This is a genomic window from Limnohabitans sp. 2KL-51, assembly GCF_003063645.1.
GTDB lineage: Bacteria > Pseudomonadota > Gammaproteobacteria > Burkholderiales > Burkholderiaceae_C > Limnohabitans_A.
Genome location: NZ_NESJ01000003.1, coordinates 179,940 through 203,908, shown reverse-complemented (window position 1 = coordinate 203,908; position 23,969 = coordinate 179,940). Strand labels below are relative to the sequence as shown.

The following is a 23,969-nucleotide window of genomic DNA, read 5'->3' as shown; positions in this document are numbered from 1 at the left end:
CACATTTGAGAGGGCGCTTAGCTCAGTTGGTAGAGCGGCTCCTTTACACGGAGTAGGTCGGCGGTTCGAGACCGTCAGCGCCCACCACCTCTCAAACGAAGGCGAACCCCAGGTTCGCCTTTTTTATTGACAACCCGAGACTTCAGACATGTTTGACACCATCCGCAATAATTCCAAGATCCTCATGGGTTTGTTGGTTGTGCTGATCATTCCTTCATTTGTTTTGTTTGGTGTTGATGGTTACAGCAATATGAGTGACCGTGGTGCTGTTGTCGCCAAATTGGGCGACATTGAAATTACCCAGCAAGAATGGGATGCAATGCACCAAAAGGAAGTGGATCGCATCCGCGCCTCAGCGCCCAACCTGGACGCCAAAATGCTCGGTTCTGATGCTGCCCGTTACGCCAGCTTGGAGCGCATGGTCAATGACCGATTGATCGCTGTGGTTGCAGAAAAGCAACTGCTCGTCACCAGCGACCAACGCTTGGCCAATTATTTGCAGCAAGACCCCTCAATCGCCGGCCTGCGTGGACCGGACGGCAAGCTGGACATGGATCGATACCGTCAACTGGCCGCCAGCCAGGGCATGACACCTGAAATGTTGGAAGCGCGTGTGCGCCGCGACTTGTCCAATCAACAGGTTCTGGCAAGTTTGCAGGCCTCGGCTGTGGCTTCTCAGCGCCAAACGGACACCGCGTTGCAGGCCTATTTGCAGCGTCGAGAAATCCAGATTCAACGCTTTGAGCCAGCCACTTTTGCGGCCAAGGTCCAAGTCACAGATGCCGATCTGGAAAAGTTTTACCAGACCCAGACAGATCGTTTCCGTTCGCCTGAATCGGCCGACGTGGAATACCTGGTGCTCGATGCGGCCGCCTTGGCCAAAAATATCCAGTTGCCCGAGCAGGACATCAAAACCTATTACGAACAAAATCTCCAGCGCTTGTCCGTCCAAGAGCAGCGCCGCGCTAGCCACATCCTGATCAATGCGGCCAAAGACGCGCCCGCCGCTGAGCGAGAAAAAGCCCGTACAAAAGCAGACGGCTTGCTGGCGGATGTGCGCAAAGATCCTAAAAGTTTTGCCCAGTTGGCACGTAAAAACTCGGACGATCCAGGTTCTGCGTCCAATGGCGGCGATCTGGACTTCTTTGCCAAAGGGGCCATGGTCAAGTCATTTGAAGACGCCGTTTTTGCGTTAAAGAAAGGTGAAATTAGCGCCGTTGTGGAGTCTGAGTTTGGTTTTCACATCATCTTGCTCACCGACATCAAGGCCCCCGCCACGCCCAGCCTGGAAGCCATGCGACCCAAGTTGGAAGCTGACTTGCGCGAACAACAAGCCAAGCGTCAGTTTGCAGAATTGGCGGAGACTTTCAGCAACAGCGTTTATGAGCAAGCCGACACCTTCAAGCCTGTGGCTGAGAAGCTCAAGCTCAGCATCCAACAAGCGCAAGGCCTGGGCCGCACCCCCACTGGCGCAAATACTGGCGTGATGGCCAACCCCAAAATTCTGGAAGCCTTGTTCTCTGAAGATTCCGTCAGCAAGCGCCGTAACACGGCCGCCATTGAGTTGGGCAACAACACCTTGGTCTCTGCACGCATCGTCAATTACCGCGCGGCAGCGGTGCGGCCTTATGCCGATGTCAAAGATGCTGTGCGTATCCAATACTTGTTGGTGCAAGCGCAGGCCCTGGCCAAGGCCGAAGGACAGGCACGACTGAATGAATGGAAGGCCCAGCCCGCACAAGCCCAGCTGGGCAATGCCTTGGTGGTTTCGCGCGATCAAGCGCAGGGCCAACCCCAAGCCTTGGTGGACGCAGCCTTACGCGCTGATCCTGCAGCGATGCCTGTCTTGGTGGGCGTGGACTTGGGTACACAAGGCTTCGCCTTGATGCGGGTGAACAAATTGGTGCCACGCGAAGAGCCCAATGCACAGCAGCAAGCTCAAAGCCGTGAGCAATTTGCGCGTTTGCTGGGAAATGCGGAAGCCAGCGCCTACCTTTCACACCTGAAGAGCCAGTTCAAGGTGGAGATCAAGGTGAAAAAGCCCAATGAGAAGTCGGCTTCATAATTCATAAAACACAGGGATTTGAACCCAACTTCGGGTTATAATTTTCGCTTCACGGTGGCTGTAGCTCAGTTGGTAGAGTCCAGGATTGTGATTCCTGTTGTCGTGGGTTCGAGCCCCATCAGCCACCCCAAGTAAATCAAGCACTTAGCCCGGTTCTCCGGGCTTTTTGCTTTCTGGCCTTTGGTTCATGTAGCCACCATGTAGCCACTTTTCCAGAGTTTTTTGACTTTATGTGCTTCTTGTCCTCACGTAAAATGACCTTGATCGTGCGTGTAGGCGTGTCTTTGAATGTTTTTGTTTAGGCTGCAATAACCAGTCCCCAAAAAAAACGAGACGAATCAGCGCCAACTGATTTCACCAGATCGCCTACAGAAACAAATGAACGTTTGTCGCGTCAGGATTTTGAAAAGGTACCTGCCTTGCTTCAGCTTTTACGCAAGCGCATGAACGCGAAAATCCCCATCAAGCCGGTCATCAAGATCATGGCCCACTCAGACAATGTTGGTATGGGCGTGGCTGAAGATATCGTAGTAACGTAGGTGAACAGCGTGTTGGCCGCATTGGTTCCACCTGCTGTGGTGACCAAGACACTGGCTATACCTGCGCTACCTGCTGGGGTGGTACAGGTTGCAGTCGTGCTGTTGGTCACACTGAAAGCAGAACACGCCGAACCACCAACGGAGATGCCAGTTGCCCCAATTAAGTTGGTTCCCGTGATGGTGATGGATGTACCACCAGCTGTAGACCCGCTGTTCTGGGAGACAGCAGTCACTGTGGGTGAATCTGATGAAATACTCAGTCCACCACCTGTAGCGGCGTAGACGGTAGAACCGCTTGCGTAAACACCAAAAACGCTGTTACTGCCAAGCCCGTTGGTTGTTGTTTTGTTGGTAAAGCTTGTCCCGCCATCGGTAGAAATACCCAGTCCATCATTTGTAGCGGCGTAGACGGTAGAACCGCTTGCGTAAACACCATTAACGACGTTACTGCCAAGCCCGTTGGTTGTTGTTTTGTTGGTAAATGTGGCCCCGCCATCAGTAGAAATACTCAGTCCACCTGATGTAGCGGCGTAGACGGTAGAACCGCTTGCGAAAACGCCGTAAACCAAGTTATTTCCAAGCCCGTTGGCAGTTGTTTTGTTGGTAAATGTAGCCCCGCCATCGGTAGAAATACTCAGTCCACCTGATGTAGCGGCGTAGACGGTAGAACCGCTTGCGAAAACGTCATTAACGCTGTTACTGCCAAGCCCGTTGGTTGTTGTTGTTCTGTTGGTAAAGCTTGTCCCGCCATCGGTAGAAATACTCAGTCCAACTGATGTAGCGGCGTAGACGGTAGAACCGCTTGCGAAAACGTCATTAACGCTGTTACTGCCAAGCCCGTTGGTTGTTGTTTTGTTGGTAAAGCTTGTCCCGCCATCGGTAGAAATACCCAGTCCATCATTTGTAGCGGCGTAGACGGTAGAACCGCTTGCGTAAACACCATTAACGACGTTACTGACAAGCCCGTCGAATGTTGTTTTTGTTGTAAAGCTCGCCCCATCATTGGTAGAAATACTCAGTCCACTTTCTACACCATCAGTCAATGGACCTCTTGTAGCGGCGTAGATGAAAGAACCGTTTACGAAAACGTCCCGAACGCTGGTTGAATAAATCCCGTTGATTGTTTTTATGTTAGTAAAGACTTGTGCATGAGCCGCCGTTGAGCAAATGACGAAAGCCAGCATGGCCATCAGTAGCTTCATGACGTCTTTAAATGCCGCCAAAGTTGATAAGCTAAATCTGGAAACTGAAAGCATGCTTTTACCTTGATTCAATAAACTAGACATTTTTATAAAATCTGCAAATAAAAAAGTGAGTGAATACAAGGATCAATGAGAATTTTGTTGCATGAAAATATACCCTGAATGGTAGCTTCTCGTCTAAATCGTTCAAAGCATATCCCCGCATGCGCGGGGGAAACAGGTGGCGGTTAGTGCCAGCTTTATCGGTCAGCCTGCGCTGCTTTCGTCTCTTCTTAATCGCAAAGTCTCTAATGTGATTTTTTCTGAATCATCTGCGCTTGGCTTTTCGCTAAAGCCCCTGGTCAAAATTCAATCGGCACCCCCAGTGGCTCAGTTTTTAAAGCCAATCAGCAAACAAGCACCCATGCGCTGGGTCATGGTGCTGCCTAATATTGACTCCATAAAACAGTGCAGCCCATGTGTTTGACTTGCCACTTGTTTTCCCTTGACCTCATTGCGGGGGGCGCAACCTGGGTGTTATTCTGCCTTGATGTTGGCGTCCTTGATGACTTTGCCCCACTTGGCATGGTCGCTCTTGATCTTTTCGACCGTCTGCGCAGGCGTCAGAAATTCAGCGTCGCAACCCAGCTGCTTGAACTGCTCTTGTAGGTTTTTGTCCTCGCCCGCCTTGAGCAGCGCCTGTGACAGTCGCGCCACGAGCTCTGGTGCCATGCCAGCCGGGCCCATCAACTCGAACCAACCGGTGGAATCAAAACCCTTGTAACCGAGCTCGTCCATCGTGGGCACATCGGGGAAAGCGCCCGAACGTTTGGGCGAAGTCACCGCCAGAGCGCGCAGCTTGCCGGACTTGTAGGGACCCACTGCCGCAGCCAGTGAAGAAAACAGCATCGGCACCTGGTTGCCCATCAGGTCGGTCATCGCTGGCGCGCCGCCCTTGTAGGGAATGTGCAGCAAGTTCACGCCGCTGACACTCTTGAGCAATTCGCCGGAAAAGTGGTGCGGACCGGCAATGCCCGAGGTGCCGTAGCTCCATTTGTCAGGTTCTTTTTTCGCTGCCGCCACCACGTCGGCCACGCTCTTGAATGGTGAGGTTGGGTGCACCACCATGATGCTGCCCGTGCTGCAAACATGGCCAATGTGGGTAAACGAGTTGAGGTGGTGGTAGCTTACTTTTGACAGGTGTGGCGCTGTGGTGAAGGGCCCGCCATCGGCAAGATAAAGCGTGTATCCGTCCGGCGCCACCTTGCTGATGAACTCCGCTGCCACGCCGCCGGCAGTGCCCGGTTTGGGTTCGACGATGATGGCTTGCCCCAGCAGTGGCTCGAGCACACGCATGAGTGGGCGCGCAACAGCGTCCGCCGCGCCGCCTGCGGTGTAGCCCAGCACCACGCGGATGGGTTTGTTCGGGTAGCCCTGGGCTTGGGCGTGTGTGGCCCATGCAGAGGCGAGGGCCAGCGCTATGACGGTTATTTTTTTGAACATGGTTTGTCTCCGAGTGCGTTGAGGGATACGAAATGTAAGCCTACCCATAACGGGTGGCATCAAGTTGGCAAGAGCCGCTGATCAGTCGACGCGCACCACCAGCTTGCCAAGGTGCTGGTTGCTCTGCATGCACTGCTGTGCGGCTGGCAGGTCATCGAGCGCAAAAACCTGGTCGACCAATGGCGTCACGCGGCCATCGGCCAACATGGGCAGCAGGTCGCGCTCCAGCGCCTTGGCTGCGGCAATGCGGTGAGCCATGTTGCGCATCTTGTTGGACACGCCGAACAGCTGCAACCGTTTGCTGTGCAGCGCGCCGAGGTCGATGCTCGCATCGACCTGGCCGTCGACATAGCCCACCATGGCCAGTCGCGCCTGGAAGCCCATGGCTTCGATGCATGCGGCAAAGACACTGCCGCCGACGGTGTTCACCACCAGGTCCACACCTTGGTTTTGGGTGGCCTGCATGACGGCTGGGACGAAGTCGGGCGCGCGGGTGTGCAACGCGACATCGAGGCCCAGCGCCTTAAGACGCTCAAGTTTTTCCAACGACCCAGAGGTGCCGATCACCCGCGCACCCAGGGCCTTGCCGACCTGCAGCGACGCCACGCCCACGCCCGACGAGATGCCGGTCACCAGCATCGTTTCGCCTGCAGCCAAACGGCCATGCGCCATCAAGGCTTCGTAAACTGTGAGGAACACCACCGTCGTCGCGGCCGCCTGTTCCCAGGTCAGGCGTGGGGGCGCTGCAAACACTTCCTCGGCATTCATGCAACCATGTTCGGCGAAAGCGCCGTCGCAGCGGCCCATGACCCGGTCACCCAGTTTCCAGCGCGTGACGCCTGCGCCCAGCGCCGTCACTTCGCCCGCCGCCTCGAAACCCGCAGGTCGTGCCGTAGCCGCCGTGTGCAAGCCGTGGCCCGCGATGAACTCGCCACGATTGAGCGAGGCCGCACGAATGCGAATGCACACCTGACCGGGGCCCGGTTGCGGTATTGGAATGTCGCGCAGCTCCAGAGCCATCGCATTGTCGGCCGTTCTAATCCACCATGATTTCATGTTTTTTCTCCTATTCGCGAGGAATCTTGGCATCGCGGATGACGCGCACCCAGCGATCAATGTCTGCGCGCAGTTCTGCCCCAAAGTCGTCGCCAATGCTTGGCTCCACGTCGAAGCCGGCGTTGCGCAACTTGTTCAGCAGCTCAGGGTCTCGCAGCACCTGCGCGGACGCCTGCTGAAGTCGTGTGGTGATGGGACGCGCAACAGCAGCAGGGGCCACCACGCCGTACCAGACTTCGTAACGCTGGCTGATCAAGCCAGATTCGATCAGTGTCGGCACATCGGGTGCTTGCGGTGAGCGCTTGCCGCCGGTGATGGCCAGGCCGCGCAGCCGGCCGGAATTGAAGTGCGGCACCATAGGCGACAAGGTGGAGATGATGAAGTCCACCTGTCCGCCTACTGCATCCGCCGTGGCCGGAGCCGAACCCTTGTAAGGGATGTTGGTGAACTTTGCACTGGTCTGCATCGCGATCAGCTGCCCGAACAGGTGCGGCCCGGTGCCGACGCCGGGTGACGCGTAGTTGAGGTTCTTCGTCATGCCCAGAGCAATCAGTTCCTGAATCGTCTTGATGCCGAGGCTGGGGTGCACCGCAATGGCGGCGGCATTGCTCGCCACTTTGGCGATCGGCACGAAGTCCTTGAGCGAGTCGTAGCGGATTTCCTTGAACATCAGCGGGTTGGTCGCCAGGAACTCGTTGGCGAAGAGCAGCGTGTAGCCGTCGGCAGGGGCGCGTGCCACCAGTTCGGCGCCGATGTTGCCGCTGGCGCCAGGCTTGTTGTCGATCAGCACAGGCTGCCCCAGCAGCGCCGACAGCTTCTCGCCGTACATGCGGGCAGCCGTATCGGCACCGCCGCCCGGCGGGAATGGCACCACCAGCTTGATCGGGCGCTCGGGCCAAGTTTGGGCCGATGTGCCGAGCGCCAGGGTGGCAAAGGAAAGCAGCAGCACACGGCGACTGCGGCGGAAAATCTGCAACGGCATTGTTTGTCTCCTGTGGGCGCTTCGGACCAGCACCTTTGTTTTTCTCGTCGCGTGGGGTCAGAAATCCGACTGCTCAAAATTATTATGGCACCCATTTGGGATTACCAAAAAGCCGTTGAGCAGAGCCCCAGCAAGCCACTCGGTCAGGCCTCCACCGCCTCAGTCCTCGGCGTGCCCAAACTGCGCAAAACATCCCGCACCATCTGCGCCCGCGCCTTGGGGTCGGGCAGTTCGCGTTCGATGCGGATTTTGTCGTTGCCTGCCAGCTTGATGTGTTTGTTTTTTTGGATCAGGCCGATGATGGCCATGGGCTCCACAGGCGGATTGGGCTTGAAGGTGATTTGGATGACGCCCGGGGCGGCGTCGACCTTGATCACGCCATAGGGCTGGGTCAGCACGCGCAGGCGGTGCACATCCACCAGGGTCTGTGCTTGTGGGGGCAACTTGCCAAAGCGGTCCACCAGCTCTTCGAGCAGGGCGTCGATTTGGTCGCTGGTTTTGGCGGTGGCCAGCTTTTTATAGAACGACAAGCGCAGGTGCACGTCGCCACAATAGTCGCTGGGCAGCAGGGCGGGGGCGTGCAGGTTGATGTCGGTCGTGACCGACAGGGGGCTGAGCAAATCGGTTTCTTTGCCCAACTTCAAGCAGCGCACGGCTTCGGACAGCATCTCGTTGTAGAGCTGAAAGCCCACTTCGAGCATGTTGCCGCTTTGGTTTTCGCCCAGGACCTCGCCTGCGCCGCGAATTTCCAGGTCGTGCATGGCCAGATAAAAGCCGCTGCCCAGTTCTTCCATTTGCTGGATGGCGTCGAGCCGTTGGGCGGCTTGTTTGGTCAGGCCGTCGATCTCGGGCACCATCAAATACGCATAGGCTTGGTGGTGTGAGCGGCCCACCCGTCCGCGCAGCTGGTGCAGCTGGGCCAGGCCGAATTTGTCGGCGCGAGAAATCACGATGGTGTTGGCCGTGGGCACGTCGATGCCGGTCTCGATGATGGTCGAGCACAGCAAGATGTTGTAACGCTGGGCCACAAAGTCGCGCATGACGCGTTCGAGTTCGCGCTCGGGCATCTGGCCGTGGGCCACAGCGATGCGGGCTTCGGGCAGGATTTCTTCGAGCTTTTGGCGACGGTTTTCAATCGTATCGACTTCGTTGTGCAAAAAGTAGCATTGCCCGCCGCGCTTGAGTTCGCGCAGCACCGCCTCACGGATCACCCCCGTGCCTTCGTTGCGCACAAAGGTCTTGATGGCCAGACGGCGCTGGGGCGCGGTGGCGATCACGCTCAAATCGCGCAGACCTTCCAACGCCATGCCCATGGTGCGGGGGATGGGCGTGGCCGTGAGCGTGAGCACATCGACCTCAGCGCGCAGGGCTTTCATGGCCTCTTTGTGGCGCACGCCAAAGCGGTGTTCTTCGTCGATGATGAGCAGGCCCAGGTCATGGAACTTGGTCGATTCGCTCAGCAGCTTGTGGGTGCCGACCACGATGTCCACCGTGCCGTCGGCAATGCCTTTGAGTGCGGCGGTGACTTCTTTGCCCGAGCGAAAGCGCGAGACCTCGGCCACCTTCACGGGCCATTTGGCAAAGCGGTCTTTCAGGGTCTGGAAGTGCTGCTCGGCCAGCAGCGTGGTGGGGGCCAAAATCGCCACTTGTTTGCCACCCGTGACGGCCACAAAGGCGGCCCGCAGCGCCACCTCGGTCTTGCCAAAACCCACATCGCCACACACCAGGCGGTCCATGGGGCGGGGGCTGATCATGTCTTGAATGACGCAGTGGATGGCGGCCTTTTGGTCGGCGGTTTCTTCAAAGCCAAAGTCGTTGGCAAAGGTTTCGTAGTCTTGCGGGCTGTAGCGGAAAGGGTGGCCCTCGCGTGCGGCGCGGCGGGCGTAAATGTTGAGCAACTCGGCGGCCGAGTCGCGCACCTGTTCGGCGGCGCGGCGTTTGGCTTTTTCCCACTGGCCAGAGCCCAGCTTGTGCAGCGGCGCTTCGTCGGCGCTCACGCCGGTGTAACGACCAATCAGTTGCAGTTGGCTCACGGGCACATACAGCGTGGCGTCGCCTGCGTATTCGAGGTGCAAAAACTCCTGCAGGGCAGGCGTGCCGTCCTCGTTTTTCTGGCCCATGTCCATGTTGACCAGGCCCCGGTAGCGGCCGATGCCGTGTTGGCTGTGCACCACCGGGTCGCCCACGTTCAGCTCGCTCAGGTCTTTGATCAGCGCTTCAACGTCGCTGACCTGTTCTTGCTTTTTGCGGCGGCGAGTGGTGGGGCCTGCTGCAAAGAGTTCGGTTTCGGTGACCAGATCAATGCCGTGCTCAAACCAATGAAAACCGCTGACCAAACCTGCCGTGGCCATGCCGACTTTTTCGTCGCTGGTCAAGAAGTCTTCAAGGCTGTCGAACACCGGGGGCGTGAGGCCGCTGGACCGCACGAAGTCAAGCAGGCTTTCGCGGCGGCCATCGCTTTCGGCCAGGATCAGAACGCGGGTTTTGCTGCTGTGGATGTGCGCTTGCAGCCGGGCCAGCGGGTCTTCGGCGCCACGCACCACCGTCAGCTCGGGCAGTGCTTGGGCCAAGGTGTTGTCGACCACATCGGCGGTGCCAGTGCGCAAAGCCAGTTGCGCGTGGCCGTTGGTCAGGGTGTAGAACTGCTCGGCGCTCAAAAACAGCGCATCGGGCGGCAGCACCGGCCGCTCAGGGTCGCCTTGCACCAGGCGGTAGCGGTCTTTGGTGTCTTGCCAAAAGCCCTGGAAGGCGGGCTCCAGATCGCCGTGCAGCACCACGGTGGCCGCATCGGCTTGCCCTGCGCCTAAGTAGTCGAACACCGTGGCGGTTTCTTCAAAAAACAGCGGCAGGTAGTACTCGATGCCCGCCGTGGCCACGCCGTTGCCCATGTCTTTGTAAATGCGGCTTTTGGTCGGGTCGCCTTCGAGCAGTTCGCGCCAGCGGCTACGAAACCGCCCTCGGGCCGCCTCGTCCATCGGGAACTCGCGCCCGGGCAGCAGGCGCACCTCGGGCACGGGGTAGAGGCTGCGCTGGCTGTCGGGGTCGAAGGTCCGGATGCTGTCGATCTCGTCATCAAACAAATCCACCCGATAAGGCACCAGCGAGCCCATGGGGAAGAGGTCGATCAAGCCGCCGCGCACCGCGTATTCGCCGGGGCTGACCACCTGGCTCACATGCGAGTAGCCCGCCAGCGTGAGCTGGGCCTTGAGCTGGGCTTCGTCGAGCTTTTGCTTCACCTTGAACTCGAAGGTGTAGCCCGCCAAAAAGGACGGCGGCGCTAACCGGTAAAGGGCGGTGGTGGCGGGCACCAGCACCACGTCAGCGCTTTCGGGGTGGTTGCGCTGTTTGATGCGCCAAAGTGTGGCTAGGCGCTCGCTGATCAGGTCTTGGTGCGGCGAAAAGGTGTCGTAGGGCAGGGTTTCCCAGTCGGGGAACATCACACAGCGCAGACCGGGTGTAAAAAACACCAGCTCCTCCATCAGTCGCTGGGCGTCGGCCGCGTCGCTGGTGATGATGGCGGTGAGCTTGCCCACCTTTTTTTCGCGCTCGGCCAACTGGGCCAGCAGCACGGCATCGGCCGATCCGACAGGGCGGGGCAGGGTGAAACGTTTGCCGGTGATCAGGCTGGGGAGTTGCATGGTGGCTAAGGGCAAAGGCGAGTAAAAAAGCAAAATACCCCCCGCCGGGAAGGAGGGGGGTGAGGAAATGATCGAATTGGCCTGATTTTAGAGGTTTAGGGCTGTTTGCCCATTGGTCGGGTGACGTCAACCACACTGTTCAGTAGGTCGACGGCTTCAGCCTCGACAAATGTTTGCGCGCCATCAGCCCGTGTCGGGGCTGAAGCCGCCGACCTACAATCCAAAACCATGTCGATCACCCCAGACACCCCCCGTTTCCATGCCCTGGTGCCCTGCGCCGGCACGGGCAGCCGCGCAGGCACGGCACAACCCAAGCAGTACCAAACTGTGGCGGGCCAGCCCATGGTCATGCACACCCTGCAGGCGCTTGCGCGCGTGCCGCAACTGGCCAGCGGCTGGGTGATCCTGTCGCCGGGCGACAGTTTTGCTTGGCCCCAAGAGGCGTGGCCTGCGCACTTCAGACGTGAGGCTTGTGGTGGCGCAACCCGCGCCAAGAGCGTGTTCAATGGCCTGAGCGCCATGTTGCACGCGGGTGTTGCGGCCGATGATTGGGTGCTGGTGCACGACGCAGCGCGTTGCCTGATCACGCCCGAGGCGGTGTCCGACTTGGTGGAGGCCTGCCGGGATGACCCGGTGGGTGGCTTGCTGGCCTTGCCGCTGCCCGACACCTTGAAGTCACACACGCTGGACGGCGGTACGGCCCGCGTGGCCAGCACCGTGCCGCGCGAAGACAAATGGTTGGCCCAAACCCCGCAGATGTTCCGCCTGGGGGCTTTGCATGCCGCTTTGGCAGACGCGGCGGCCACAGGTTTTGCGGGCATCACCGACGAGTCGAGCGCCATGGAGCGCCTGGGCTTGTCACCGCGTCTGGTGCCCGGCTCGGCGCAAAATTTGAAAGTCACTTACCCGGCCGACTTTGCGTTTGCCGAGGCGGTTTTGAAAGGCAGAACATGAACATCCGCATCGGCGAAGGCTGGGACGTGCACGCCCTGGTGCCCGGACGAAAGCTGATTTTGGGCGGGGTGGAGATCGCCCACAGCGCAGGCCTGCTGGGCCATTCAGACGCCGATGTGCTGCTGCATGCCATCACCGATGCGGTGCTGGGCGCAGCGGGCCTGGGCGACATTGGTCGGCACTTTCCTGACACGGATGCGCAGTTCAAGGGCGCAAATTCTTCAGTTTTGTTGCAAGAAGCCATGCGCCGCGTGCGTGCCCATGGCTGGGAGCTGGTGAATGTGGACAGCACCATTGTGGCCCAGGCCCCCAAACTGGCCCCGCACATGGCGGCCATCAACGCGGGCGTGGCCCAGGCTTTGGGTGTGGCGTTGGATCAGGTGAACGTGAAGGCCAAAACGGCGGAAAAGCTGGGGCCTGTGGGCATGGGCCAAAGCATGGAGGCCCGTGCCGTGGCCTTGCTGCACAAGCCTTCTTGATGGCGCTGTGAGCCGGGGCCCGTGTTCAACGGGCTGGGCGGATCGCGGTTTTGGGCCTGAACGCCTTACACACCTCGCCCTTGGTTTCCATGTAAGGACCGCCGATCAAGTCCACGCAATAAGGCACGGCCGCAAAAATGCCGTGCACCACGGCTTTGCCGTTGGCGTCTTTCAGGCCTTCGAGTGTCTCGGCAATCGATTTGGGCTGGCCGGGCAGGTTGATGATCAGGCTTTGGCCCCGGATCACCGCAACCTGACGCGAAAGAATGGCGGTGGGCACAAATTTCAAGCTGATTTGTCGCATTTGCTCGCCAAAACCGGGCATTTCCTTGTCGGCCACGGCCAGCGTGGCCTCGGGGGTCACGTCGCGCAGGGCGGGGCCGGTGCCGCCGGTGGTCAGCACCAGGCTGCAACCGGCATCGACCAACTCGATCAAGGTGGCGCTGATGCGGTCTTTTTCGTCGGGGATCAGGCGCGGCTCGAAGCTGATGGGGTTGTGCAGGGCTTTCGTGAGCCACTCTTGCAGCGCAGGCAGTCCTTTGTCTTCGTAAACGCCTGTGCTGGCACGGTCGCTGATGGACACGATGCCGATTTTGACCGGATCAAAATGGGATTCACTCATCTTCGGAGTCCTCGTCGGGGGTGTTGTCACTTTCGCCGCCTGTGAGCACGCTGCGCACCAGCTTGAACAGCTCGCGGTAAGCACGGCCTTGGCGAGGGGCCAGGCCTTGCGACACGGCCGCATTCGTCACAGGCACGGCGTCCTTGCGGGCCTGGCGCACCAGCGCGCGCAGCTGCTGGATGTCGGTTTGTGGGTGGTGTTCGATCCATTCGCCCACGGCGGCATCGTCGGCGATCAGGCGGTCGCGCCAGGCTTCGGCCAGGTGCAAGGCTTGTGTGTCTTTGGCGCTGCCTAAGCGCTGAATGTCGAGGGCTTCGCGCACAGCTTGCAGAGTTTCGGGGCTGAGCAGGCGCATTTGCTTGCCGATGAATTGCATCTGGCGGCGCTTTCCCTCAAAGTTGGTGATGCGTTTGGCTTCGGCCAGGCCATCGACGAGTTTGTCGGGCAGGGCCAGGCCCTCCATCAGGTCGCGGCGCAGGGTCAGCAGTTGGGTGCCCAGTTCTTGCAGTTCGGTGCTTTCGCGTTTGAGTTCGGTGCGGCTGGGGCCTTCCAGTCCGAATTTGAGTTCGCGCTTGAACTCCAGGTCCAACTCGCTGCCTTCGGCAACAAACTGACCGCGGACGAAATAGCCTTTTGTGGGTTTACGGGACATGAAGGGGGGAACTCGTTTTCAGATGCAGCGCTGGGGCTGGGTGGCAAGTATCATAGCGGCCACTGCGGGCCTGGTGCCCGCCATTTTTTTCGAGACCTTCTTCGTGAAAATTTCTGTGAAAAGCCCCGTGAAAAAAACTGCCCCTGACACCGCCGCACATGCGCACGCCCATGACGGCTTCAGCTACTCGCGTGACCATTTTGAAGGGCTGGTCGACATCGCCCTGCACCATGCCAAAAAACTCGGGGCCACCAATGCCGGTGCCGAAGCTTCTGAGGGCTGCGGGCTGTCGGTCAGCGTGCGTAAGGGTGAGCTGGAAAACGTGGAGCGCAACCGCGACAAGTCACTGGGCGTGACGGTGTATGTGGACCACCGCCGGGGCAATGCCAGCACCTCGGATTTTTCCAAAGCCGCGATCGAGCGCACCGTGCAGGCCGCTTTCGACATCGCCCGCTTCACCGCCGAAGACCCCACGGCCGGTTTGCCGGATGCGGCTGACATCGAAACCCACCACCGCGACCTGGACCTGTTTCACCCTTGGTCCATCAACAGCGAAGAAGCTGCCCGCATCGCCTTGCAATGCGAAGCTGCCGCGCTGAAAACCAGCCGCCGCATCACCAACAGCGATGGCGCAGCTGTGTCGGCGCAACAAAGCCATTTCTTCAGCGCCCACACCCACGGTTTCAGGGGTGGTTATGCCAGCTCGCGCCACAGTGTTTCGGTGGCACCGATTGCCAAGCTGCCGGGGCGCAACGCCGAAATGCAGCGTGACGCGTGGTACACCTCGATGCGCTCAGCCGATGAATTGTCTTCGGTTGAGGCCGTGGGCCGCTACGCCGCCGAACGGGCCTTGTCGCGCCTGGGGGCACGAAAGATCGCCACCACTGAGTGCCCCGTGTTGTTCGAGTCACCAGTAGCGGCGGGCTTGTTGGGTGGTTTTGTGCAGGCCGTCAGTGGCGGGGCGCTGTACCGCAAGAGCAGCTTTTTGCTGGACTCGTTGGGCAAAAAGGTGTTCCCCAAGCACATCGACATCGAAGAAGACCCGTTTGTGCTGCGCGGCAAAGGCAGCTCACCTTTTGACGATGAAGGCGTGCGCTCGGTGCGCCGCAAAGTGGTCAAAGGCGGACAGGTGGAGGGTTACTTCCTCTCCAGTTATTCGGCCCGCAAACTGGGCATGAAGACCACCGGCAACTCGGGTGGTTCGCACAACCTGGCGTTGACTTCGCGTCTGACGCAGTCCACCGACGATCTGGACACCATGATCCAAAAGCTGGGCACGGGCCTGTTTGTGACGGAGTTGATGGGTCAAGGCGTGAACTACGTCACGGGTGACTACTCACGCGGGGCCAGTGGTTTTTGGGTCGAGAACGGCCAGATCGCCTACCCGGTGCACGAGATCACCATCGCGGGCAACCTCAAAGACATGCTCATGGGCATCGAAGCCGTGGGCGCTGACACCTACAACATGGGGGCCAAATCCACCGGCTCCATCTTGGTCAACCGCATGAAAGTGGCGGGTAGCTGAGGCTTGGGCTGCAGACAGGCCCGGCCGCTTGGCGACAGCGGAACGCCCGCTCAAGCCCAGTGTTTTTGCCGGATGTCCTCAAAATACCCGGCCAGTGACTGCACCAGACGGGCCTGTTCGCTTTGTAGTTTCTGCGCGGGCATCTGGTCGTGTTGCCCGGTGAAGGGGCAGACCACTTCGGTCTTCAAACCGGTCATCTGTTCCAGCACCGACATGCCCCAAAACGGCACCGAGACCGGGCAGTAACCGCCTTCGTGCGTCATGACCACGCGGCCTTGGGCGTGCTTGCGGGCCATGTCCAGCACGACATCGGTCATCCAGCGAAAGGCCACGCCGTCGAGCATCATGCGGCCCAGGGGATCAAAGCGCCCGGCGTCATAGCCGCAGGCCACGATGATCAATTCGGGCTGGTAGGCGTCCAGAGCCGGGAGGATGACTTTTTCAAATGAATCGCGATAAGCCCCGAAGCCACATCCCGGGGGAAGGGGGATGTTGATGTTGTAACCCGCACCCGCGCCTTGGCCCAGTTCGTCAGCCTCTCCCTTGACGAACAGATAGCCCGCTTGCTGGTGCACCGAAATCGTCAGCACATCGCTGCGTTGCTCAAAACACTTTTGCGTGCCGTTGCCAAAATGCACGTCCCAGTCCACGATGGCCACGCGCTTGAGCCCATGCACCTCGATGGCGTGGGCGGCGGCCAGCGCCGCATTGGCAAACACGCAAAAGCCCATGCCTTGTTCGGGTTCGGCATGGTGGCCTGGCGGTCGGGTCAGGGCGTAGGCGGTCTGGGCCTGGCCCTGCATGACAGCGTCCACGGCGGTGAGCGCGCAACCGGCCGAGCGGCGGGCGGCGGCCCAGCCGTTGGACGAGATGGGTGCGCCAATGCCGGTGTCGCCACCACCGGCCAGGGCGATTTGCTCCACCTTGGCCACGTAGCTGGCACTGTGCAGGCGGGTGAGTTCGTGCACCAGCGCGTCGCGTGCCGGGATGACCTTCAGATCGTGCACCAGGCCCGATTGCTGGATCAGGTTGTGCAGACGCCGCTTGGGGTCGGCGTTTTCGATGTGGCGGTTGTAGGGCTCGACAAAGCCACCGGGCTTGAGCATCAGGGCGTAGTTGCCCGGGTCATGCCAAAAGCAGATTTCATCGGTGATGTAAGCGGTGGGTGAGGACATGAGGGGTCAGGCTTTGCGGGAAGAGACGAGTCGGGACAACCAGGGCCAGACCAACATCAGAACCATGACGGCCAGGATGCTCGCCGAGATCGGGCGTTCGATGAAGGGCATCAAGGAGCCGTCGCTGCGGCCCAGCGTCTGGCGCAAAGTCGACTCCAGCGTGTCGCCCATGACCATGCCCAAAATCAGCGGAATGGTCGGGATATTGGCCCGCGCACAGACCAGTCCGAAGACGCCGAACACCGTGGCAATCAGCACGAAATACATGGAGTTGGCTGCCGAATAGGCCCCCACAAAGCACAGCGCCAAAATGGCCAGGCCCAGGATGCGCGGGTTCACATAAGCCAGACGGGCCAGGGGTTTGACGCACACCACGAGCAAAATCAGGATGACCACGTTGATGACCAGCAAGGCCGACAGCACGCCGTTGATGATTTCGGGGCGGTCCATGAACAGCGATGGGCCGGGCACGATGCCGTGCACCACAAACACGCCCATGATGATGGCGGTGATGGCGTCGCCCGGAATGCCCAGTGTCAGCACCGTGATCATGGCGCCGCCCGAGTTGGAGTTGTTGGCACTCTCGGCGGCCACAATGCCCTCAGGGTTGCCTTCGCCAAAGGGCGTCGGGTCTTTGGCACCGCGTTGTGCCCAAAAGTAAGCCAGCGAGGTGGACAGGGCCGCACCCACAGCGGGCAAGACACCAATGGCCGAGCCCAGAAACAAGCCTTTGCCCAAAGTTTTGGGGTATTTGAAGGGCTCTAAAAAGGCCCGCCAAGACACGCCAGCACGGCCAATCAGGGACGAGTCAAACTTGGGCACGGGTGAGCTGACCATGACCAAAGCCTGCGCCATGCCGAACATGCCCACCGCCACCGGCACCAGCGGGATGCCGCTGAGCAAGGCGGGGATTCCCAGGGTGTAGCGCTGTTCGTTGGAGTTGGGGTCGATGCCCACGGTGGCCAGGAAAAAGCCCAGGCACATCATCATCATGGCCGAGGCAAACTGGCGGTGATAGGCTTTACCCACACACAGGCTGGCCAGCAAGATGGCCATCACGGTTTCTGGTGCACCAAATTTGGCCGCAAAACCCGCCAGCGGTCGGGCCGCCAGGCCGAGCAGCAAGGCGCTCACGATCCCGCCAATGAAAGCCGACATGAAGGCCAATGACAAAGCCCTTTGCGCTTGACCGTTCTTGGCCATGGGGTAACCATCAAACATGGTCATGATGGACGAGGCTTCGCCCGGTGTACGAATCAGGATGGAGGTGACCGCGCCGCCGTAAAAGGCCCCGCAGTACACCCCCAACAGCAAGGAAATGCCCGCCAGCGGTGTCATGCCGTAAGTGAAGGGCAGCAGCACGGCAATCGTCACACCCGGCCCTACACCGGGCAGCACGCCCACCACAATGCCCAGGGCCGAGCCCATCAACAGGGACAGCACGATTGGCCAGGTGCCTAGCGCCGCAAAACCCTGCGACAAGCTTTCAAAAAATTCCATGCTCAGATCAACCAGCCGTGTCCGAAGTGGACTTTGAGAAGTTTCAAAAACACCCACCACATGGCCAGCGACAAGGGCAGGCTCAACGCCCAGGTGGTGCGCCAGGAAAAGCCCAGCACCCGACTGCTGGCCACCAGAAAGAGCAAAGTGCTGCTCAGGTAACCCAGCCAGGGCACGGCCAGCATGTACAGGCCAAACAGGCCCAGCATGGCCCAGGCCAGGCCCATGCGGGCCTGGCTGGAGTTGAGCTCTTCAGAGTCCTTGAGTTCGAGGGCGCGCCGGCGATGGAAGACCTCCACCACACCCGCCAGGGCCATCAGGCCCAGGGCCAGCAACGGAAAAAATGCCGCCGATTCGAACCAAGCCACCGCTTGGGGATAAGGCACGATGAGTGTTCGGCTGGCCAGCGCCAGTCCCCCCGCCAGCAGGGCCAGCACCAGCAAGAACACCCGGTCCCAGGACCATCCGCGAAGGCTTGACTCAGGTCTCATCGTCACTTCTTGGCCATGCCCAGTTCGGTCATCAGATCGCCAATCCATTTGGCGTCGTCAGTCACGCGCTTGTTCATTTGGTCAGCGGTCATGGTGAAGGTCGGGCTACCGGCTTTCTTGAAATGATCCTGCACCGCTTTGTCATTGATGGCTTCCATCATCACGCTCGAGAGCTTGTTGATGATGTCCTTGGGCACACCCACGGGTGCTGCCATGCCGCCCCAGGTGTACAGGTCACCATAGCCTTCTTCGGCAGGTGTTGCGGTGTTCGGGAACGCGGGGTTGCGCTGAGGGCGCCAGGTCGACAGGATCTTGACTTGCCCAACCTTGGCGAAAGAGATGGCGCCATCAGCACCTGAAGTGGTCAGGTCGGCATCGCCCGCGATCAGTTCCTTGGCGCTGGGGTTGGGAAAGGACACGACCTTGTAGGCCCAGCCGTCTTTCTTGGCAATCCTGGCTGCGATCAGCGCTGGCACGGCAGCTGGGGCATAGCTGCCAATCACCACGGGCTTGCCGCTTTTCTTCGCCCAGGCTGCGAATTCCTTGAGGTTGGTGGCCGGAATGTCGCCACGCGCAGCCAGCACGAAGTCGTTGATCAGCATGGCTCCCACCGACTGGTAGTCGCTGATTTTGTAGGGTGTATTGCCGGCGATGATTTGCGAAATGCCAGGGCCAGGCGTCCAGGTGCCGATGGTGTAGCCATCGGGTTTGGCGCGGAGCATCTCGGCAAAGCCCACCACGCCGCCGCCGCCGGGCTTGTTGATCACCTGCACCGGTACGCCCAGGCGTTTGCTCATGCCTTCTGCGACCAGGCGGGTCACCACGTCCATGTCGTTACCCGGTGGGTAGGGGTAGATGATCTCGATGGGCTTGCTGGGCCATTTGTCTTGCGCCATGGCGGGCAGGGCAGCGGCGGTGGCCAATGCGGCCAGGGCGATCAAACGGATGCGGTGGTTCATGTGAGTCTCCTGAGGGTGGGGGGAAGTGAAATCAAACTTTTTCTGCGGCAGAGAACGCGATGTGCAAGATGCGCAGGCTTTCGTCAACATCCTGGCGCGTAAAGACCAGGGGCGGCGACAGGATCAGCCGGTTGCCTTGCACGCGGATGATGGCACCCGCTTGGCGGGCCGTGCCCACCAACTTCTGGATGTAAGGCGAGGGCGGCATGAGCATGGCCTTGCTGGCTTTGTCGGTCACCAGTTCAACGGCGGCCATCATGCCTTTGCCGCGCACTTCGCCCACATGGGCGTAGGCCATCAGCTCCTGCAACTTGTCTTGCATGTAGGCCCCTACGCGGCTGGCGTTGCCGGGCAGGTCTTCGCTGGCCACGATGTCCAGGTTGGCGTTGGCCGCAGCGCAGGCCAGGGCATGGCCCGAATAAGTGTAGCCGTGCATCAGCGCAGCGGGCACGCCGGGCTGGTTCCAGGCGCTGGCCACGCGTTCGTTGATGAGCGTGGCCCCCAAGGGCACATAGCCCGAATTGATGCCCTTGGCCATGGCCATGATGTCGGAGGCCACGCCCCAGGCGCGCGCACCACACATGGCGCCAATGCGGCCAAAGCCGGTCACGATTTCATCGCTGATGAGCAAAATGCCATGCTGGTCGAGCAGTTGCCGCAGGCCCGGCCAGTAGCTCTCGTGCGGCACGATCACGCCGCCTGCGCCTTGCACGGGCTCGGCCACCAGGGCGGCGATGTGGTGCGCCCCAATTTGCTCGATCAGCTGGGCCAACTGGTCCAGGCACAGCTGGGCCAGCTTTGCCGGGTCGGTTTCGTTCCACGGGTTGCGGTAGGTGTAGGGCGTTTCGGCCAGGTGGCAGCCCGGCAGCAGGGGTTCGTAGGCGCTGCGGAACATCGGGTTGCCGTTGATGGACGCGCCACCAAAATGCACCCCGTGGTAGCCCCATTTGAGCGAGATGAACTGGTGACGATCGGGCTGGCCGTTCAGCTTCCAGTATTGGCGCGCCAATTTGAGCGCGGTTTCCACCGCGTCTGAGCCACCGGAGGAAAAGAACACCTTGTTCATTTTTTCTGGTGCGAACATGCGCATCAGCCGGGCCGACAGTTCGATGGCGGGCGGGTTTGAGGTGTTTTGAAAAGTGGAGTAGTAAGCCAGCTTGTCCAGCTGCGCCTTGATGGCGTTGATGACCTCGGGGCGGTTGTGCCCCACGTTCACGTTCCACAACGAGGCCACCGTATCCAGGTAGCGCTTGCCGTCAATGTCGTAAACATAGACGCCTTCGCCCCGGTCAATGATCAATGGTGGGGATGCCTGCACCGCCTTGGGGTCGATCATGGGGTGGTACATGTGCTGCGCGTTGGCGCTGCGGATGTCGATGCTGTTTGGATTCATGCTTCAAGCATAGGCATGAAGGGGGTAATGGAAAAAATCCATTATCCTCAGGTCTTTCCCGTAGACAGGTTGTTGAAACCATGGGTTTTCCCAAGTCATCCCTGGCGGCCCCCGATCCGCTGCCCCAGTTTGAAAATCCGCAGTCGATCTTCGATCTGCTCAATTTTCAGCTGCACGAGTTCCTGGGCATCAGCGGTTCATTGGTGACCCGCATCTGCGAAAACGAGTACGGCATCACCCGCGAGGAGTGGCAGTTTGTGGCGATGTTGGCCGAACTCGGGGGCATGTCACCTTCGGACTTGGCAGCCCGCACCACGGTGGACCGATCGCAAGCCTCCAAAACCTTGCGCGGCCTGATGGTCAAGGGTTTGGTGGACCGCCAGCCCGTTCCCGGGGACGGTCGCAAGGCGAGGGTTCAACTGACGGAGGCCGGCATGCAGTTGTACCGGCAAATCTTTCCCCGCGTGGTTCAGGTGCACAACGAGGTCATGCAAGACCTGAGCACCGACGAGCGTGCAGCGCTGGCCCGGGCCATGCACAGCCTGCGCGCGCGCGCATTGGCCGTAGCGCAAAGACACAAGCCCGAAGGTGCCACCGGACGCAGGCTGGGTGGCAGCCGCGCCCATTGGAAATCAACGCCCCTGGTCGATTAAGCCCGCAGGTCCGCGCGGATCAGGTCAGCGGCTTTTTCGGCCAGCATGATGATGGGCGCGTTGGTGTTGCCTGACACGATGCGCGGCATGACCGCGCCATCCACCACACGCAGACCTTGCACACCATGCACCCGCAGCCGGGCATCGACAACCGCCATCGGGTCGCTCGCCGGGCCCATGGCGCAAGAGCCCACCGGGTGAAAAATGCTGCCCGCGCGGCGGCGCACCCAATCGAGCAGATCGGCATCACTTTGGGTTGCGGCACCGGGTTCGTGCTCTTGCACAATGATGTCGGACAGCGGTGACTGGCTGGCGATTTCGCGCATTTTGCGCACCATCTGCACGGCCAGGCGTTGGTCGTTTTCAGCGCTCAGATAATTGGCCTGGATCTCGGGAGCGGCCAGGGGGTCAGCGCTGCGAATCTGAATACGCCCTCGGCTTTCGGGCCGCAAAATGCAGGCCGACAAGGTGATGCCCGGAAAAGGGTGAGGCGGTTGGTGGGGGCGGTCAAAGCTGACCAGGCCGAAATGGATCTGCACATTGGGCCAGTGGGGCTGCTGGGCATTGTCCACTGACAAAAACGCACCAGCCCGGTAAACCCCGGTGGCCAGAGACCCAGAACGGGTGAGTTGGTAACGCAAAAAGTCGCGTGCACTGCGCCAACGGCTGTTGGCCACATCGTTCAGGGTCTCCACCCCTTGGCAGCGAAAGGACGGGCGCACTTGCAAGTGGTCTTGCAGGTTTTCGCCCACGCCTGGCAAATCAACGACCGGCGCAATTTGGTGCTTGCCCAGCAAGGCGCTTGGGCCAATGCCGGACAGCTGCAAGAGTTGCGGTGACTGGATGGCGCCTGCGCAAAGCACCACTTCATGCCGGGCGTGCAGGCTGTGGCTGTACCCGTTTTGCAGCCAGCTCACGCCTTGTGCTCGTGTGCCCTGCATCAGGATGCGGGTGACCTGCGCGCCACTGATGACCTGCAAGTTGGGGCGTTGCATGGCGAGCCGTAAATAGGCCCGCTCGGTGCTCATGCGTTGGCCGTGGCGTGTGTTCATGCGAAAGTATCCGGCACCCGAGTTGTCACCACCATTGAAGTCGCCTGTCCGTGCAATGCCGCATTGCGCAGCGGCTGCAACAAACGCATCGGACAGCGGATCATGGGGCACCTCAGAAACCCATAAAGGCCCCCCTTGGCCATCACCGGGATGGGGGCGGTCGGTGTTCATGGCGCGCTGGAAATAGGGCAACACATCGGCCCAGGACCAGCCTGGGTTGCCCAGGGCTTGCCAACGGTCGTAGTCCTGTTGGTGACCGCGCAAATACAGCATGCCGTTGATCAGGCTGGAGCCTCCCGTGCCCTTGCCCCTGGGCCAGGGCAAGCGCCGATCGGCCATGCCCGCCTCGGGTTCTGTTTCAAATTGCCAATCATGAGCCGGGTTGCCAACGGTTTTGAAGTAGCCGATGGGAATGTTCAGCCATCGGTATTTGGAGGGCGTGCCGGCTTCGATCAAAGTGACCTGCAGGTTTGGGTCTTCGCTCAGCCGGGCAGCCAGGGTGCAGCCAGCCGAGCCTGCCCCAACAATGACGATGTCGCACGAGGTGACCGTGGTGCTCATTCAATCGGCCTTGATCAGGGCAGCGCGTCCGATGCGTTGCCACTTTTCGGTTTCAGCGGCAATGACGGCACCAAACTGGCCGCCGCTCATGGGCTCGGTCTCCAGTGCCAAGGCCCCCAGGCGTTCGCGAACATCGGGCAGATTCAAGACTTTGTTCAGTTCGGTGTTCAGGCGCTCGACCACTTCCTTGGGGGTGCCTGCCTTGACCATCATCCCGTCGAAGGAGCGCAACACGAAGTCAGCAAAGCCTTGCTCGGCCATGGTGGGCACCTCTTTCAGGGCAGGCAAGCGTTTGGCCCCTGTTACGGCCATGGCCTTGAGTTTGCCGCCTTGAATTTGCGGGATGGCGGCCGAGGCCGTCAAAAACATGAAGTTGGTGCGGTCGGCGATCAGGTCCCCAATGGCCATGCCAAATTGGTTGTAAGGCACATGGGTGGTCACAGTGCCGGTTTGTTGCTTGAACAGTTCGCCAGCCAGATGGGCGGGTGTGCCGTTGCCACCGGATGCGAAACTCAAGGTGCCCGGTTTGGCTTTGGCCGTTTGCACAATGTCTGCAGGGCCTTTCAGGGCACTGGTCACTGGCGTGACCAGCACGTTGTAACTCCAGGCCATGTGGCCCACGGGCTCGAGTTGGCTGAACTGAATGGACTGCGTTGGAAACAGCAGCGGTGCCACTAGTGAAGCCGAGGACAGCAGAAACAGGGTATGACCGTCAGCAGGCTGGCGCAGCGCATCGGCCATGCCAATGGTGCCTGCTGCACCGGGCTTGTTGTCCACCACGATGGGTTGGCCCAAAGCGGTGCTCATTTTTTCAGCCACCATGCGGCCGGACACATCGGCAGGCGTACCGGGGGGCCAGGGCACGACCATGCGGATGGCTTTGCTCGGGTAGTTTTGTGCCATGGCGGCAGAGGCCATCGTCAGCATCAGGCTGGCCAAAAAAGTGTGGGTCGCGCGTCGAGAAACCGTAAGGGTTGGCATGGTGAATG

At 60.1% G+C, this 23,969-nt stretch carries 19 protein-coding genes and 2 tRNA genes; 7 read left to right on the top strand and 14 right to left on the bottom strand.

The annotated features are described in order from the left end of the window. Positions 1-11: 11 nt before the first annotated feature. The 3 genes from B9Z49_RS04065 to B9Z49_RS04055 all read left to right on the top strand — a co-directional run bounded on the left by B9Z49_RS04065 (position 12) and on the right by B9Z49_RS04055 (position 2,195). A tRNA-Val gene (locus tag B9Z49_RS04065) sits at positions 12-87 on the top strand. Positions 88-148: 61 nt separating this feature from the next. Next, positions 149-2,065: a SurA N-terminal domain-containing protein gene (locus tag B9Z49_RS04060; protein ID WP_108352149.1), complete on the top strand. Its 1,917-nt coding sequence runs from the start codon at positions 149-151 to the stop codon at positions 2,063-2,065. A gap of 54 nt (positions 2,066-2,119) precedes the next feature. Beyond that, positions 2,120-2,195 (top strand) — tRNA-His (locus B9Z49_RS04055). Positions 2,196-2,489: 294 nt separating this feature from the next. Here B9Z49_RS04055 and B9Z49_RS04050 read toward each other — a convergent pair. From B9Z49_RS04050 to mfd, 5 genes are all read right to left on the bottom strand, one after another. Next, a complete protein-coding gene (locus B9Z49_RS04050) occupies positions 2,490-3,929 on the bottom strand; it encodes an IPTL-CTERM sorting domain-containing protein (protein WP_146188458.1) in 1,440 nt (479 codons plus the stop codon). Between the two features lie 393 nt (positions 3,930-4,322). Next, a complete protein-coding gene (locus B9Z49_RS04045; RefSeq protein WP_158273420.1) occupies positions 4,323-5,288 on the bottom strand; it encodes a tripartite tricarboxylate transporter substrate binding protein in 966 nt (321 codons plus the stop codon). 81 nt (positions 5,289-5,369) lie between these two features. Continuing rightward, positions 5,370-6,344, bottom strand: a complete 975-nt coding sequence (locus tag B9Z49_RS04040) for a zinc-binding dehydrogenase (protein WP_108352146.1) — start codon at positions 6,342-6,344, stop codon at positions 5,370-5,372. Between the two features lie 10 nt (positions 6,345-6,354). Continuing rightward, positions 6,355-7,326 (bottom strand): tripartite tricarboxylate transporter substrate binding protein, encoded by a 972-nt coding sequence (locus B9Z49_RS04035; protein WP_108352145.1) that lies wholly within the window; start codon positions 7,324-7,326, stop codon positions 6,355-6,357. A 143-nt stretch (positions 7,327-7,469) separates the two neighbouring features. Beyond that, entirely contained in the window at positions 7,470-10,964 is a 3,495-nt protein-coding gene (mfd, locus tag B9Z49_RS04030) for a transcription-repair coupling factor (protein ID WP_108352144.1), read from the bottom strand. Between the two features lie 228 nt (positions 10,965-11,192). On the opposite strand from mfd, the gene ispD reads away from it, so the two are divergent. Further along, on the top strand, positions 11,193-11,918 hold the full coding sequence (gene ispD / locus B9Z49_RS04025; protein ID WP_108352143.1) for a 2-C-methyl-D-erythritol 4-phosphate cytidylyltransferase: 726 nt from the start codon (positions 11,193-11,195) through the stop codon (positions 11,916-11,918). Then, entirely contained in the window at positions 11,915-12,397 is a 483-nt protein-coding gene (gene ispF, locus B9Z49_RS04020; RefSeq protein ID WP_108352142.1) for a 2-C-methyl-D-erythritol 2,4-cyclodiphosphate synthase, read from the top strand. The genes ispD and ispF overlap by 4 nt, the downstream gene beginning before the upstream one ends. Positions 12,398-12,422: 25 nt before the next feature. Here the strand turns inward: ispF and mog are convergent, their stop codons facing one another. Continuing rightward, the gene (gene mog, locus B9Z49_RS04015; protein ID WP_108352141.1) at positions 12,423-13,019 is read right to left on the bottom strand and encodes a molybdopterin adenylyltransferase; all 597 of its coding nucleotides are present in this window, start codon (positions 13,017-13,019) and stop codon (positions 12,423-12,425) included. Further along, positions 13,012-13,671, bottom strand: coding sequence for a ribosome biogenesis factor YjgA (yjgA, locus tag B9Z49_RS04010; protein WP_108352140.1), 660 nt, complete (start codon positions 13,669-13,671; stop codon positions 13,012-13,014). Before yjgA ends, mog begins: the two co-directional genes overlap by 8 nt. A gap of 22 nt (positions 13,672-13,693) precedes the next feature. Here yjgA and pmbA point away from each other — a divergent pair, with 22 nt between their 5' ends. Continuing rightward, on the top strand, positions 13,694-15,196 hold the full coding sequence (pmbA, locus tag B9Z49_RS04005; protein ID WP_108352139.1) for a metalloprotease PmbA: 1,503 nt from the start codon (positions 13,694-13,696) through the stop codon (positions 15,194-15,196). A 50-nt stretch (positions 15,197-15,246) separates the two neighbouring features. Here pmbA and B9Z49_RS04000 read toward each other — a convergent pair whose 3' ends face one another. Genes B9Z49_RS04000 through B9Z49_RS03980 form a run of 5 tightly spaced genes read right to left on the bottom strand, consistent with a single transcriptional unit; the run spans position 15,247 to position 20,714 of the window. Further along, positions 15,247-16,371, bottom strand: coding sequence for a class II histone deacetylase (locus B9Z49_RS04000; protein WP_108352138.1), 1,125 nt, complete (start codon positions 16,369-16,371; stop codon positions 15,247-15,249). Positions 16,372-16,377: 6 nt separating this feature from the next. Further along, complete coding sequence (locus B9Z49_RS03995; RefSeq protein ID WP_108352137.1) at positions 16,378-17,871, bottom strand: tripartite tricarboxylate transporter permease; 1,494 nt, start codon at positions 17,869-17,871, stop codon at positions 16,378-16,380. A gap of 2 nt (positions 17,872-17,873) precedes the next feature. After that, a complete protein-coding gene (locus B9Z49_RS03990; protein ID WP_158273419.1) occupies positions 17,874-18,362 on the bottom strand; it encodes a tripartite tricarboxylate transporter TctB family protein in 489 nt (162 codons plus the stop codon). 2 nt (positions 18,363-18,364) lie between these two features. Continuing rightward, complete coding sequence (locus tag B9Z49_RS03985; protein WP_158273418.1) at positions 18,365-19,321, bottom strand: tripartite tricarboxylate transporter substrate binding protein; 957 nt, start codon at positions 19,319-19,321, stop codon at positions 18,365-18,367. A 31-nt stretch (positions 19,322-19,352) separates the two neighbouring features. After that, positions 19,353-20,714, bottom strand: coding sequence for an aminotransferase class III-fold pyridoxal phosphate-dependent enzyme (locus tag B9Z49_RS03980; protein WP_108352134.1), 1,362 nt, complete (start codon positions 20,712-20,714; stop codon positions 19,353-19,355). An 80-nt stretch (positions 20,715-20,794) separates the two neighbouring features. Here B9Z49_RS03980 and B9Z49_RS03975 point away from each other — a divergent pair, with 80 nt between their 5' ends. Then, positions 20,795-21,367: a MarR family winged helix-turn-helix transcriptional regulator gene (locus tag B9Z49_RS03975; protein ID WP_158273417.1), complete on the top strand. Its 573-nt coding sequence runs from the start codon at positions 20,795-20,797 to the stop codon at positions 21,365-21,367. Here B9Z49_RS03975 and B9Z49_RS03970 read toward each other — a convergent pair. Further along, positions 21,364-22,980: a GMC family oxidoreductase gene (locus B9Z49_RS03970; RefSeq protein WP_108352133.1), complete on the bottom strand. Its 1,617-nt coding sequence runs from the start codon at positions 22,978-22,980 to the stop codon at positions 21,364-21,366. The genes B9Z49_RS03975 and B9Z49_RS03970 overlap by 4 nt on opposite strands. Further along, a complete protein-coding gene (locus B9Z49_RS03965; RefSeq protein ID WP_108352132.1) occupies positions 22,981-23,961 on the bottom strand; it encodes a tripartite tricarboxylate transporter substrate binding protein in 981 nt (326 codons plus the stop codon). It lies immediately after the preceding gene. Positions 23,962-23,969: the final 8 nt, after the last annotated feature.